Source organism: Enterococcus cecorum, assembly GCF_052119425.1.
Classification (GTDB): Bacteria; Bacillota; Bacilli; order Lactobacillales; family Enterococcaceae; genus Enterococcus_E; species Enterococcus_E cecorum_C.
Window position 1 is genome coordinate 1 of sequence record NZ_JBQKFH010000044.1, and the last position, 15545, is coordinate 15545.

Here is a 15545-nt window from a genome sequence, read left to right on the forward strand (position 1 = left end):
AATATTGCCAATCATAAATACAATCGTGGAGAATATATGACGCATGTATATATGTATGGTAACAATGGAAAAGTAAAAGCTAAATCATTAGGTTATACAAACTTACCAGACATCAATACGAAATTAGAAGCCGAAATCAAAAATGTAAATGTTCAAAACGGTAGTTATGACGTAGTTGTAAAAGGACAAATTAGTTCAGGAATCAAAGAAATTTATGTACCAATTTGGTCAGATAAGAAACAAAAAGACATTAAGTGGTATAAAGCAAGTAAACAATCTGATGGTAGCTATCTTGTGCATATGAATATTGCCAATCATAAATACAATCGTGGAGAATATATGACACACGTATATATGTATGGTAATAATGGGAAAGTAAAAGCTAAATCATTAGGTTATACAAACTTACCAGATGTCAATACGAAATTAGAAGCTGAAATTAAGAATATAAATGAGCAAAAGGGAACATACGATGTAGTCATTAATGGTCATATTGATTCAGGAATCAAAGAAATCTATGTTCCAATTTGGTCAGATAAAAAGCAAAAGGACATTAAGTGGTATCAGGCTGAGAAACAACCGAATGGCGTATATATTGTTCATATGGATATAGCCAACCATAAATACAATCGTGGTCAATATATGACGCATGTATATATGTATGGCTATAATGGAAAAGTCAAAGCAAAATCATTAGGATATACAGAAATCAAAAATATTCCAAATATATTAAAAGGCAGTATTGTTAATGTTAGCCAAGAAAACAAAAGCTTTGATGTCGAAATAGATGCTTATTCGAATTCAGGAATCAAAGAAATTTTAGTTCCTATTTGGTCTAAATATGATCAAAGTGATATAAAATGGTATAAAGCTGAAGAGGTTGCAGATGGGAAATGGCATGTTCATATGCAAGCAGCTAATCATAAATTTCATTCTGGATCATATACTACACATGTATATATGTATATGAATAATGGAACCAAAAAAGTGATAAATTTGGGTCAAACTGTATTGAATAATATTGCTGAAATAACTGGTAATGCGGCTAAAATATCAAATATTGACGTCGAAAACGGTAATTATGATGTGTTAATTAAAGTTAATAGAAATATTGATGTAAGTAAAATCTTAGTCCCTACTTGGTCAGCGACTGACCAATCCGATATTATTTGGCATGAAGCAAAAAATATAGGTGATGGCTTTTATAAAGCACACATTTCTGTAATGGATCATCAGCTTCTATCCGGAACATATAGATCTGATGTTTATATTTATCAAAACGGAAATAAGAAAACAATTGGACTATCAGCTGGGAATGTCAACCTCACTAAACCATATAAGATAATTGATATTTCAGAACATCAGAAACCTGAGTTAATCGATTACGATGAATTGTCAAAACATATTCGAGGAGCAATAGTTCGCATTCAATATGGTCAAAATTATGTTGATAAGTACTATGAAAAACATATTGAAGAACTTAGAAAACGGAATATTCCAATAGCTGTGTACGCTTGGGTTAGAGGACAAAATTATGATCAAATGGTTAATGAAGCAAGGTTATTCTATAGTAGAGCTCACCGGTTTAATCCTTCATTTTGGTGGTTAGATGTAGAAGAAGCCGGTTTAATGTCACAAGCAAATAATAATGTTCGAAGTGGTGTTGAATTATATCGCTCCACATTATCTGATTTAGGTGCAAAAAATATAGGCTTGTACATTGGGAATGACAAGTTTAAGCAATTTAATGTTGATACAAGCAAGTTTCAAGGTTTATGGATTCCAACATATGGCTTAGATAATGGTTTATATCAGGGTTATAATCCCACAAGCACGAATATTTACGATTTACATCAATATACATCAACTGGAAGAATTAGTGGTTATGGCTATAACTTAGATATATCCAGATTGGTGAATAAAAACTTTAATTATTTTTTCTAAATATGATGAAAGGAATATATATAAATGAAAAATAAGAAAGTTGCTGTGTTAATTCCGTGTTATAACGAAGAATTAACTATTAAAAAGGTGATTAATGATTTTCAGAGAGAATTACCAGATGCAGATATTTATGTGTACGATAATAATTCTACTGATTCTACCTATAAAATAGCTGTAGAAGAAGGTGCAATTGTAAAAAAAGAACCACGCCAAGGTAAAGGAAATGTTATTAGACAAATGTTTTTTGATATCGATGCTGATTACTATCTCATGGTTGATGGTGATGATACGTATCCTGCTGAAGCATGTCACAATTTATTAAAAGGATTAGAAGATGGTTACGATATGGTGATTGGAGATAGATTATCAAATGGTACCTATTACTCAGAAAATAAGCGCGCTTTTCATGATTTTGGTAATAATTTTGTTAGAGACACTATAAATAGACTGTACAAAAGTAATATAAAAGATGTTATGACGGGATACAGAGGTTTTAATAAAGTATTTGTCAAAACATTCCCTGTTATGAGTTCAGGCTTTCAAATTGAAACTGAGTTTACTTTACATGCACTTGATAAAAGATTAAAACTACTAGAACTTCCAATTGATTATCGTGATCGTCCAGAAGGTAGCGTTTCAAAATTAAACACTTATTCAGATGGTATCAAAGTTGTTTTCACTATCTTTAAAATGTTTAAAGACTATAAACCCATGATTTTCTTTAGTATTTTATTTCTTTTATTTTTTGTATTAAGTTTACTTGCAGGTATCCCTGTAATTACTGAATTTATGAGAACAAGTTATATTTCAAAAGTTCCTTCAGCATTATTAGCAACTGGACTAATGATAATCTCTTTTCTATGTTTATTTACCGGAATAATTTTAGATACAGTGGTAATCAATAATAAAAAAGATTATGAATTAAAAATGTACACTGTTTATGAAAAAGAGGAAAAATGATGAATGCATTAGGTAATATCTCTAACATTATTAAAAAGTTTCTTGATATATTAATTAAATTTAGATATTTAATTTCTTTAGTATTACTGATTATCTTAGTGTTTTTCAAAATAAATATGAGTTCTGTTGGATATTGGGATGAGTATTTAAGTGATTTTGAACAAGGAAAATCTACGGGAACAATTTTAGGAGCAGCTAGACCCATTAGAAGTGATGAATGGCTTGTTCAAACACCCTTTTATCTTTCGCAAACATTTGAAAATTTACCAGTAAACAATGAATTGTATGCAAAAGATGGTCAAAATATGATTATTGCATATAATTCTCCTGTAAAAGATATTACGATTATTGGAAAGCCATTTAACTGGGGATTTTTATTCTTAGATAGAGAAAGAGCTTATTCTTTTTATTGGATTTTTAAATTATTGGCACTATTTTTACTATCTTTTGAATTGTCAATGATTTTGACGCAAAGAAAAAAATATTTGTCTCTTTTAGCTGCATTCTGGATTACTTACTCGCCTGGCGTCCAATGGTGGTTTATGCAACATTTAGGGGATTTGGTATTCTATACAGTAGCAATTATGGTTGCTAGCTATCATTTCTTTATGATAAATAGAAAACTGTATCAGAGAGTATTGTTGGCGATTGCACTTGCCATCTCTTCGATAGGATTTATTCTAGTTATATATCCTGCATTTCAAGTTATGTTTGGATATTTCCTCTTAATGTGGCTTGTTGGATTAATCATCATCTTTAGAAAAACAATAAAATTTGATAAGTGGGATATTATTCTACCTGTTTTATCACTTGCTATCATTGGTTTGGTAATGGGACACTTTTATGTTAACTCAAAAGAAAGTCTGAGAGATGTAATGAATACCGTATATCCCGGACATAGAGTTTGGACTGGTGGAGTAATTAATACAGATGATATTATTGAGCAAATTTCAAATTGGATAATGCCATATAGAGTAATTGCGCTTGAAGGAAACAATAATTGTGAAGCAGCCAGTTTCTATCATTTCTTGCCAATTGTTCTTCCTGGATTATTACTGATTCCTAAAGAAAAGAAAAATAATTTTTATAAACTTTCCTATATTTTTATTTCTTTTTTAGTATTTGCTGGATTATGGCAATGTATAGGGTTACCACAAAAATTAGCTGAACTGACTATGCTTTCATATACTACAAATGCAAGAACTATCGTTGTAATCTCATTTGTATCCATGCTATTTTCTATCTGGTTTATGGGGCGTGTAGTGGATAGTTATGAAGGAAATAGAATCCAAAACTTTTTACTTAGCGTTGGAATGGTTATGTTTACTGTAATGCTTTACTCAATTTCGCGCTACAATCAGTATTTAACTCGTTATGAAGTTGCTTTGGTTTTATTAGTAATTTTTGTTCTCTGCTTATTGTTATTGAATAAATACTTTAAGACTTTCGCCCTTTTGATGGGATTAATTATTTTTATTTCTGGCTGTACTGTTAACCCTATTGTTTCAGGATTGGGATCAATATATGACAAGAAATTATCTCATGAAATAATGGAGATTTCAAAAAATAATCCAGATGCAATTTGGGCGTCTGAAGGGATGCTATACAATTTTCTACCCGCACTAGGAGTAAAAACAATTAATTCTGTACGTTTTTATCCAGATCTTGATTTAATGCAAGAAATATCAAATGATAATTCAAAAGAGGATGAATTTGTATATAATAGATATCAACACATGCATATTGAAGTTACGAATTCAAAAACACAATTTAATCTAGTTCAATTAGATGTGACAGTTATTAATTTGAATAGTAAAAAGTTGAAAGATATCGGATGTAAATATATTGTCTCTCAAAGAGATTTAGCACAATTAAATACAAATGATGTGAAATTTAATGCGGTTACTTCTCCAGATAATAATGGATATAGAATTTTTAGTATTAAATAGTTTGAAGTATATGATGGGGTGTTCAAATATCAATAGATAATGTAGTGAAATAAGAGTTAGTGATGGCTAACTCTTATTTTTTTACTAATATGTTTGAATAAGAATAATTTAAGTATTTCTTTACACTTATTGAATACCAATAAGTATTCTAGTATACTTATTGAGTTAGGTTAATACAGAATTGTTAAGGAGATAAGCAATGTTTAATAGAAGAAATAGAATTTTATTAAAGGAATTGGTTCGTACAGATTTTAAGCTTCGCTATCAAGGTAGTGTCATTGGATACATATGGTCTGTACTAAAACCTCTTATGCTATTTGCAGTAATGTATGTAGTATTTATTTATTTTTTAAGATTTGGCCAAGATGTTCCTCATTTTGCAGTTGCATTATTATTGGGGATGGTAATTTGGAGTTTCTTTACGGAAACTACAAGCTTAGGAATGCAATCAATTGTTGTTCGAGGTGACTTGTTAAGAAAGTTAAGTTTTCCAACTGAAATAATAGTGTTGTCTATTACAATAAATGCATTAATTAACTTATTGATAAGCTTAATCATTGTATTTATTTTCGGTCTAATTAATAAAGTTGAAGTTTCATCGATGATTTTGACGTTACCTCTTCTTTTAATTGAATTGTTTGCATTTTCGTTAGGTGTTGCTTTTATATTAGCAACAATCTATGTACGGTTTAGAGATATTGGCCCAATTTGGGAAGTCCTACTTCAAATTGGAATGTACATGACACCAATTATTTATCCAGTTTCATTAGTAATGAATATTAATACACGTGCAGCAAAACTATTGATGTTGAATCCGATGGCCCAAATTATTCAAGATATACGTCATTTTGGGACAAGTCCTGTGAATATCACTGTATGGCAACTGATAGAAAATAAGTGGATTGCTTGTATTCCTTATATAATCCCTTTTATTACATTATTTGTCGGATACTACATTTTTAATAAAAATTCTAAAAAATTTGCGGAGATTGTTTAATTATGAATAATGATATAGCTGTTAAAATAAATCATGTTGAAAAATCTTTTAAACTTCCTACTGAAAGTTCAACAAGCTTAAAGAGAACTATTGTAAATTATTTTAAAGGAATAAAAGGCTATAGAACGCAAGAAGTATTGCGTGATATTTCTTTTGAAGTTAAAAAAGGAGATTTTTTTGGAATTGTTGGTAGAAATGGTAGTGGGAAATCTACATTATTAAAAATAATATCACAAATATATGTTCCAGAAAAAGGATCAGTAGAAGTAAATGGTAAATTAGTCTCTTTTATTGAACTAGGTGTAGGGTTTAACCCAGAACTTACAGGAAAAGAAAATGTTTATTTGAACGGTGCCATGTTGGGGTTTTCAGAAAAAGAAATAGATGAAATGTATGATGATATTGTTTCTTTTTCTGAACTTAAAGATTTTATGAATCAAAAATTAAAGAATTATTCTAGCGGTATGCAGGTAAGATTAGCTTTTGCTGTTGCGATTCAGGCTAAAAGTGATATTTTGGTATTAGATGAAATATTAGCTGTTGGAGATGAAGCTTTCCAGAGAAAATGTAATGATTATTTTCTAAAAGCAAAAGAAGAAGAAAAAACTATAATTTTAGTTACACATGCAATGGAATCCGTTAGAAAATACTGTAATAAGGCAGTATTGATAGATAAGGGAAAAGTAAAAGTGATTGGAACACCAAATGAAGTTGCTGATCAATATTCTTTAGATAACGCATTATCAACTGATTCGGCGACTGTAATTGATTCACATGAGGATGAAATACAAGAGACTGAGAGTACAAAAAAAGATACTGAAAATAATGAAACTCCAATTACTAATTTAGAAGTGAAATTACTATCCGAGTCTATTGTAACGGAAGAAAATCCATTTGTTGAATTTAAAGTTAAATATGATGTTGTTGAAGATGTAGAAACTTATATTGCATTTTCAATTACAGACATTGATAGAAATGTTTGGTTATATAATGATAATTCTTCTGATAGGATGACAAAAGGCAAAGGTGTTAAAGAGCAAACTTACAAATTAGAGCTTGATACTGTTAATCATTGTAACCTTTCAATAAATGTTTCTATACGAAATAATCAAGATGTTCCGATTGCATTTGCTTCTCAGAAAGAAACGCCAATTTTGGTTGTGTCCGATAAAAGTAATTCAAACAAGAGATTGAGAATATCGAGTTCTGGAATATTAAAGCGTAAAGGAGATTGGCTTGGTGAGTAATATGGAAAAAAAAGTATCAGTTATTGTTACTTCATACAATCATGAAAAATATATTGAAGAGTGTTTAGATAGTATCTATAAGCAAACATATTCAAATATTGATTTATTAATAATTAACGACGGATCTACTGATAATTCTGACTCTGTCATAAGAGATTGTTTAGCTAAGAGTCCTTTTGAAAATTCTGATTATATTTTACAAGAAAACAAAGGGGCTTGCGTAGCCAGAAATATAGGCTTGGATTGGGCGAAAGGAGATTTCGTATTAATTGTCGATAGTGATAACACACTTCCAAGTAATTATATTGAAAAAGCTGTTGAGTTATTAAATTCTACCAATAAAGATATTGCATATTATTCGTTGAAGAATTTGCAATCTAAAGAAGTTATTAATGAAGTTCCTGATTTTTCAATGGAATTGTTTTCAATGGTAAACTTTATTGATACATGTTCCCTAATTAGAAGGACAGCTATAGGAAATAATAGATTTGATTTATACCTTAATCGATTGTTTATGCAAGACTATGATTTCTTTCTAGGTTTAGTAACTTCTGGTGCAACACCAATAAAAGTTAAAGATGTATATTTGAATTATCGAGTTTTAGAAAACTCTCAAGGCAATCGTGGAGAAGATAAAACTAAGAGAAGACAATGGTTTGATGTATATAGGTATATATCAGATAAGTATTTTAATAATCGTGGCGGATTAACAAATATTTTAGCGCAATGGTATGATGACGTTGAAGAGGAAAAAATAGAATTAGAAAGTGAATTGGAAAACTTAAAGAAAGAAAAACAATCTAGAGAAGTATACTTGCAAGCTGAAATCAGAAGGCTTAATGATGTCCAAAGAGAACTTGTTGAATCGACAACATGGCGAGCTGGAAAGGCTGTTACATTTCCTTTTAGAAAGTCTAAAGATTTATTAATTTTGTTAAAGAAAGCCATTCGAGTATATAAAATTTCTGGTATATCTGGAGTAAAAGAGGGATTACGTAAACGAAGACATGTTTTACGTCATATGACACAACAATATGAAGATTGGATAAAAATGAATGAACAGCCTCAATTAGCGATTGAAAAACAAAATATTGAAGATTTTCAATATAATCCGCTAATTTCAATTTTGATTCCAGTTTATAATGTTGATCCAAAATGGTTAAAAGAATGTGTGAAATCAATTGAAAATCAATGGTATTCTAATTGGGAAATTTGTATAGCAGATGATTGCTCCACTAACGAAAAAACGATTAACGTATTGAAAGAGTATGAAAAGAATAATTCTAAGATAATGGTTCATTGGAGAAAAGAAAATGGACATATATCTGAGGCCACTAATTCAGCGTTGAAAATTGCTTCTGGTGAGTATATTGCGCTTGTTGATAATGATGATACTTTATCTGAAAATGCTTTATATGAAGTTGTAAAAATATTGAATAAAGATAATCGAATTAACATGATTTATTCTGATGAAGATAAAATAAATGAGAAAGACGAACGCTACGATGCTCATTTTAAACCAGATTGGTCACCTGATTTAATATTAAATCAAAATTATGTTTCTCATTTAGGAGTTTATAGAACTGAGATTGCCAAAAATATTGGTGGGTTTAGAAAAGGTTTTGAAGGTGTTCAAGATCATGATTTTATTTTAAGATTTACTGAGAGAATAGATGCGTCTACCATTTATCATATTCCAAAAATATTATATCATTGGAGAGCGATAGAAGGCTCAACCGCTTTAGATGCTTCACAAAAAGATTATGCATTTAATCTTGCAACAAAAATGCTAGATGAAGCTTTTATGAGAAGAGGTATCAAAGCCAAGGCTAGACCAGGAAAATATGATGGTGTTTATGAAGTTGATTACGATATCATAGGCAATCCACTTGTGAGTATTATTATACCAACAAAAAATGGCTACGATGATGTCAAACAGTGTGTTGACTCAATATTCGAAAAGAGCAGTTATAACAATTTTGAAATCATTTTAGCTGATAATGGAAGTACTGATGAGAAATCTATTAATTTATTCAAACACTATGAATCGAAGTATCCAGGAGTATTTCATCGAAAAGTTATTGATATTCCATTTAATTATTCTAGGATTAATAATCTTGCTGTCAGAGAGTCAAAAGGTGAGTATCTAATATTCTTAAATAATGATACAAGTATTATTACTGAAAATTGGATTGAAAAAATGCTTGGTTTTGCACAATTTAAGAGAATTGGATGCGTTGGAGCAAAACTCTGGTATTTCGATAATACGATTCAACATGGTGGTGTTATTGTAGGAATGGGTGGAGTTGCTGGACATTCTTTTATTAATGCTAAAAAAGATGATCCAGGATATTTTAGAAGACTATATGTAGATTATAATTATACAGCTGTAACTGCAGCTTGTATGATGGTTAGCAGAGATACTTTTGATTTAGTTGGTGGTTTCGATGAGAGTTTAGAAGTGGCATTTAATGATGTCGATTTTTGTATTAGAGTTCATAATTTGGGTAAAACAAATGTTTGGGCGCATGAGGTCGAATTATATCATTACGAATCAAAATCAAGAGGATATGAAGATACGCCTGAAAAACAACAAAGATTTAATAACGAAATAAAGAAAATGCAGCAAAAACATGGAGAAAGTCTGTTTAAGGATCCTGCCTACAATATTAATTTCTCTTTAGATTATCCGCCATTCACAGTATATGGAAGATAAAATGATTGATTAGTAAATGGTTGAAAATTTTAAGAGGGGAAGTTAAAAATGAGCGAATCAATACATCGATTTAGAGTATGGCTGTATGATAACAGAAAAATACTTACTTTAATTTTTGTAATATATTTATTGTTTCTTACATCTCTGGAAATGGTTCAGTTTCCTTATATTGATGATACAGCAAGGCAATTTTATGGAGATACAAATTTTTGGAGACACTATTCTAGGTTAGCAAGTGAATTACTGTCTTGGACATTTCAAGGTAGTCGACATTAATGGATCAAGGATTAACCAATTTTCTTATTTCAAGTTAGTGTTATCATTATGTAGTATTTTAACGTTAAGATATTTTGTTCAAAATGGTAAAGTTACTTTTGTAATGGCGATGGTGTCAATAATAATTGGGTTAAATCCTTGGTTTCTTGAATGCCTAAGTTTCAGATTTGATAGCCCATTTATGTGTTTTAGTTTACTGTTTGCGATTATTCCTTATTTATTTTGGACGAATAAATGGTATATTTTCTATGCTGTTTCTTCTGTATCTGTTCTTTTACTATGTAATAGCTATAAATCATCTTCAGGTACTTTTATAGTTTATGCCCTGGCTTTATTTTCATATGAAATTCTGACAGGAAGTAAATTTGTAGATGAAATGATTAGGCTGTTAACTGCTGCTATTGGTTTTACTACGGGAGTGATTGTTTATCTTTTGGAAACAAAGCTAAATCCAGAAATTGCAACTAGAGGAAATCTTGTTGAAATAGCAAAGATACGAGATCTTCCAAAAACATTGATAAATAATGTTCTTCATTATTTTTATGTTTTATATTCTGATTCATCTAAAATTTTGGTTTTTACTTTTCTTGTTTTGATAATTTTATGCTTTGTTACTCTAAGTTTATTTTCAAAACAAAATATTTTACCTTCTACAATTGTTACTGTATTTTATTTGTCAGTCGGAGCAATATTTAGTTATGGTGTTCTTTTGGTTTTTAGAGATCCATTGATATCAATATTAGGAAGATATGATGGGTACAATTTTCCAATATATATTTCCGTAACTTGTATAATGTGTTTGTCGATTTTGGAAAGAGTTAAACCTATATATATATTAACGAATTTTGCAGTTGTATTATTTGTATATTTCCAATTGGCGTTTTGTTTTGGGTATCCTAGTATGTTATCCGTTCAAAAACCTAGTTTCGAATTTCAAAGTATATATTAGCAAATGATTTAAAAAATATTGTAACAGATAGTAGAAGAACTATTAATGCTAATAAATTTTTCAAATCATCTAATGTTTTAGTTAATTCAGAAAGAAATTTTCCTATATTAAAGAAACTTGTTCCACAAAACGAAAAATTATACTGGCCAAATCAATTCTGGTTTAATAATATTTCTGGTATGAACATACAATTAAACCCTGCATCGTTTGATTTTTCTACACTAGATACACAATCGGGAAATATTCAAAAAGTGGTTGACAATTATTACTATACAATTTATGTTGATACCAATCAGATTTATCTCTATATGAAATAAAAATAGGCTTTAATTGTAAAAACTATTTGCTTCTACCAAAAACTTAGTGTATACTAACAAGGGTGTGGCATTCACACTAAAGATACATTCTTATTGGATTGTTGGTAGGTGCTAGAAATAGTTTGCCAGCGAGGTTAAAGATAAGAAGAAGAAAGAAAAACCAAATTGGAGGAATTTAAACATGGCAGTTATCTCAATGAAACAATTGCTTGAAGCCGGCGTACACTTTGGTCACCAAACACGTCGCTGGAACCCAAAAATGAAGAAATACATCTTCACAGAAAGAAACGGAATCTACATTATCGACTTACAAAAAACAGTTAAGTTAGTAGATGCAGCTTACGAATACATGAAAGAAATCGCTGAAGATGGCGGTATCGCATTATTCGTTGGTACTAAAAAACAAGCTCAAGAAGCAATCAAAGACGAAGCTATCCGCGCTGGTCAATACTATGTAAACCATCGTTGGTTAGGTGGTACTTTAACTAACTGGGGTACTATCCAAAAACGTATTGGTCGCTTAAAAGCTATCAATGAAATGGAAGAAAACGGAACTTTCGAAGTACTTCCTAAAAAAGAAGTTGCTGGCTTAAACAAAGAACGTGAACGCTTAGAAAAATTCTTAGGCGGTATCGCTGAAATGCCACGTATTCCTGATGTAATGTACATCGTAGACCCTCGTAAAGAACGCATTGCTGTTCAAGAAGCTCGTAAATTAAATATTCCAATCGTAGCGATGGTTGATACAAACTGCGATCCAGATGAAATCGACGTAGTTATCCCATCAAACGATGATGCAATTCGTGCGGTTAAATTAATTACAGCTAAAATGGCAGATGCTTTCATCGAAGGTAACCAAGGTGAAGACCAAGAAGTTGTTGAAGAAGTATTATTCGAAACAACAGAAGAAAACGCAACTTCAATCGAAGAAATCGTTGAAGTAGTTGAAGGCGACAACGCATCAGCTGAATAATTAGATGTACAAAATGGAGCTGTTTTCAAGGGCCAAGTGAGGAGCCTCACTCTCCTTTGAAGCAGCTTTTTTTAAAAGTAAAATAATTTTTTTGAAATGAAATAGGAGGAATTTATCAAAATGGGTCAAATTACTGCTAAACTAGTTAAAGAACTACGCGATATGACAGGCGTAGGGATGATGGATGCTAAAAAAGCTTTAGTAGAAACAGAAGGTGTTATTGAAAAAGCAATTGATTTATTACGTGAAAAAGGGATGGCTAAAGCTGCTAAGAAGAGCGATCGTATCGCTGCTGAAGGTTTAGCTTCTGTTGCAATCAAAGGCAATGTAGCTGCAATCGTAGAAGTTAACTCAGAAACTGACTTCGTATCTAAAAACGAAATGTTCCAAAACTTAGTGAAAGAAATCGCTGAATTAATGGCAGAACATCGTCCAGCTAACATGGAAGAAGCTTTAAAATTAGAAGCATCTAAAGGTACATTAGAAGCTACATTAATCGAAGCTACTCAAGTTATCGGTGAAAAAATCAGCTTCCGTCGTTTCCATGTAGTAGAAAAAGGTGACAACGATGCATTTGGTGGATACTTACACATGGGCGGACGTATCGCTGTATTAACTGTATTAGAAGGAACGACTGATGAAACTGTAGCTCGTGACGTTGCAATGCACGTAGCAGCTATCAACCCTCGTTATGTTGATGAAAGTCAAATTCCTCAATCAGAATTAGATCACGAAAAAGCTATCCTTACTGAACAAGCATTAAATGAAGGAAAACCTGCTAACATCGTTGAAAAAATGGTTGAAGGTCGCTTGAAGAAATTCAAAGCTGAAATTGCATTAGTTGACCAACCATTCGTTAAAGATCCTGATATGACTGTTGGTAAATTTGTTGCTGATAAAGGCGCTAAAGTTGCTTCATTCACTCGTTTTGAAGTTGGTGAAGGTATCGAAAAACGCGTTGATAACTTTGTAGAAGAAGTTATGAGCCAAATTAAGCAATAAGCTCATTCATTTTAATGAGGCTGACCCAAAAGTATTTTAGCAAGATAACTAAAAAAAGAAATCCTTACGATGAAATAAACAATTAATAATAAACAAAGAAAATCCGAATATTCAACTTGATTACTCATAAAATCAACGATGAATATTCGGATTATTTAGATACTCATTTTTTATAAGAGACTAATGGGTCAGCCCCTTTTTTTGGAAAATTTCAGTGAATCGATTGGTTTTACTGGATAATATGCTATAATTAGTCGAGAAATTTTTTAGTCAGGAGGAAGAAAAATGGTTGAACCTAAATATAAACGTGTCATTTTGAAATTAAGTGGAGAAGCTCTAGCTGGGGAAAAAGGCTTTGGCATTAATCCTCCAACTATTAAAGAAATCGTGAAAGAATTAAAAGAAGTACATGATTTAGGTGTTGAATTAGCAATTGTAGTCGGTGGTGGAAATATTTGGCGTGGACAAATTGGTGCGCAAATGGGAATGGAACGTGCACAGGCTGACTATATGGGCATGTTAGCAACTGTGATGAACGCATTAGCTTTACAAGATACCCTTGAAAATGAAGGTGTACCAACTCGTGTACAAACTTCAATCGAAATGCGTCAAATTGCAGAACCATATATTCGACGTCGTGCTGAACGTCATTTAGAAAAAAATCGTGTTGTCATCTTTGCTGGTGGTACGGGTAATCCATACTTCTCAACAGATACAACCGCAGCTTTACGTGCAGCTGAAATCAATGCTGATGTTATTTTAATGGCGAAAAATAATGTAGACGGTGTTTATTCTGCTGATCCTAAATTAGACGAAAATGCAGTTAAGTTTGAGAAATTAACACACCTTGAAGTTATTGCTAAAGGACTTCAAGTAATGGATTCTACAGCTAGTTCACTAAGTATGGATAATGATATCCCGTTAGTAGTCTTTAACTTGAACCAACCTGGTAATATTCGTCGGGCAATCATGGGCGAAAATATCGGTACTACAGTTAAAGGAAAATAAGTTTCGTTTACTAAGATTAAGCCTTCCTACTTTTGCCAGTGGGAGAGGCTTTTTTGATAACAATAATATAATTTTTCATAGCGTTCAAAAATGTTTTGTGATAAAATTTAGTTAAGTGGTAGATTTCAATCACCAAGATAATATAGATAAGAGGAGATTATTATGGCAGACGCAATTTTTAACGAAGCAAAAGACAAAATGCATAAAGCAGCCGAAAACTTACAACGCAATTTAGGTCAAATTCGTGCTGGACGTGCAAATGCTTCATTATTAGACCGAGTTCAAGTAACTTATTATGGGGTACCTACTCCATTAAACCAAATGGCATCAATCACTATTCCTGAAGCACGTGTATTGATGATTACGCCATTTGATAAATCAATGGTTCAAGAAGTAGAAAAAGCATTATTAGCTTCTGATTTGGGAATTACACCAACAAGCGATGGTAATGTCATCCGCTTAGTCATTCCGCAACTTACAGAAGAACGTCGTAAAGAATTAGCAAAAGAAGTGAAAAAAGAAGCTGAACAAGCAAAAGTTGCTATTCGTAACATTCGTCGTGATGCAATCGATGAATATAAGAAACAACAAAAGAATAGTGAAATAACCGAAGATGACTTGCGTTCAGCTGAAAAAGATATTCAGGATTTAACCGACAAGAGTATCAAAGAATTAGACAAGATTGCTAGTGATAAAGAAAAAGAATTATTAGAAGTATAATTATACATGGTCTTGTCTTCTTTTCGAATCAAGACCGTGTATATTTTTTGCTAATAAATAATTATAGTTATTTACTTACACCTAAAAAAATAGGGTATAACTTCGATAAAATTTTACATATATTTTTATTGATTTTAGGAGTGGGAAAATGAAAAAATCAAAAAAATGGATTACTTTTAGTGTATGTGCAGCAACATTATCTTTATTTTTAGCAACAAATAATTTTGCTGATGAAACCCAAACAACGAATACAACAACTAGTTCAACAGTGACAGTTTCAAGTAGCTCAAGCGCTCCTGTAGCAGAATCTACGGAAACAAGTGCTATTTCTACAGAAACGACAACAACTACTACAACAACTGAAAGTAGTTCAGCAAATACGACTTCTGAGGTAGCCGTACAAGCAGCAGTTCAAGAAGTTAAACCAATCGAAGGTACAATTAAAAATGTAAACCAAGAAAACGGTACCTACGATGTTGTTGTAAAA

Annotated in this window: 11 protein-coding genes and 1 pseudogene; all 12 read left to right on the forward strand. The window is 31.4% G+C overall.

Going from position 1 to position 15545, the window contains the following annotated elements:
- Positions 1 to 1944, forward strand: a 1944-nt coding sequence (locus tag ACTQZM_RS10045; protein WP_441653686.1) for a GBS Bsp-like repeat-containing protein, incomplete at its 5' end; no start/stop codon positions are given.
- Between the two features lie 24 nt (positions 1945 to 1968).
- Positions 1969 to 2904, forward strand: coding sequence for a glycosyltransferase family 2 protein (locus tag ACTQZM_RS10050; protein ID WP_349277505.1), 936 nt, complete (start codon positions 1969 to 1971; stop codon positions 2902 to 2904).
- Positions 2904 to 4853, forward strand: coding sequence for a DUF7657 domain-containing protein (locus ACTQZM_RS10055; protein ID WP_441653687.1), 1950 nt, complete (start codon positions 2904 to 2906; stop codon positions 4851 to 4853). The genes ACTQZM_RS10050 and ACTQZM_RS10055 overlap by 1 nt, the downstream gene beginning before the upstream one ends.
- A gap of 199 nt (positions 4854 to 5052) precedes the next feature.
- Positions 5053 to 5850: an ABC transporter permease gene (locus tag ACTQZM_RS10060; protein WP_047342282.1), complete on the forward strand. Its 798-nt coding sequence runs from the start codon at positions 5053 to 5055 to the stop codon at positions 5848 to 5850.
- 2 nt (positions 5851 to 5852) lie between these two features.
- Positions 5853 to 7097 carry an ABC transporter ATP-binding protein gene (locus tag ACTQZM_RS10065; protein ID WP_349277509.1) on the forward strand — a complete coding sequence of 415 codons (1245 nt, stop codon included), beginning with the start codon at positions 5853 to 5855 and terminating at the stop codon, positions 7095 to 7097.
- Position 7098: 1 nt separating this feature from the next.
- The gene (locus ACTQZM_RS10070) at positions 7099 to 9813 is read left to right on the forward strand and encodes a glycosyltransferase (RefSeq protein WP_349277770.1); all 2715 of its coding nucleotides are present in this window, start codon (positions 7099 to 7101) and stop codon (positions 9811 to 9813) included.
- A gap of 313 nt (positions 9814 to 10126) precedes the next feature.
- Positions 10127 to 11038 (forward strand): glucosyltransferase domain-containing protein, encoded by a 912-nt coding sequence (locus ACTQZM_RS10075; RefSeq protein WP_441653688.1) that lies wholly within the window; start codon positions 10127 to 10129, stop codon positions 11036 to 11038.
- Positions 11039 to 11536: 498 nt separating this feature from the next.
- Positions 11537 to 12328, forward strand: coding sequence for a 30S ribosomal protein S2 (gene rpsB, locus ACTQZM_RS10080; protein ID WP_243197477.1), 792 nt, complete (start codon positions 11537 to 11539; stop codon positions 12326 to 12328).
- 120 nt (positions 12329 to 12448) lie between these two features.
- Positions 12449 to 13330: a translation elongation factor Ts gene (gene tsf / locus ACTQZM_RS10085; RefSeq protein ID WP_016252415.1), complete on the forward strand. Its 882-nt coding sequence runs from the start codon at positions 12449 to 12451 to the stop codon at positions 13328 to 13330.
- Between the two features lie 285 nt (positions 13331 to 13615).
- The gene (pyrH, locus tag ACTQZM_RS10090) at positions 13616 to 14338 is read left to right on the forward strand and encodes a UMP kinase (RefSeq protein ID WP_016252414.1); all 723 of its coding nucleotides are present in this window, start codon (positions 13616 to 13618) and stop codon (positions 14336 to 14338) included.
- A gap of 162 nt (positions 14339 to 14500) precedes the next feature.
- A complete protein-coding gene (gene frr, locus ACTQZM_RS10095) occupies positions 14501 to 15058 on the forward strand; it encodes a ribosome recycling factor (protein WP_016252413.1) in 558 nt (185 codons plus the stop codon).
- A 148-nt stretch (positions 15059 to 15206) separates the two neighbouring features.
- Positions 15207 to 15545 (forward strand): annotated as a pseudogene (locus tag ACTQZM_RS10100) (GBS Bsp-like repeat-containing protein); the annotation flags it as partial.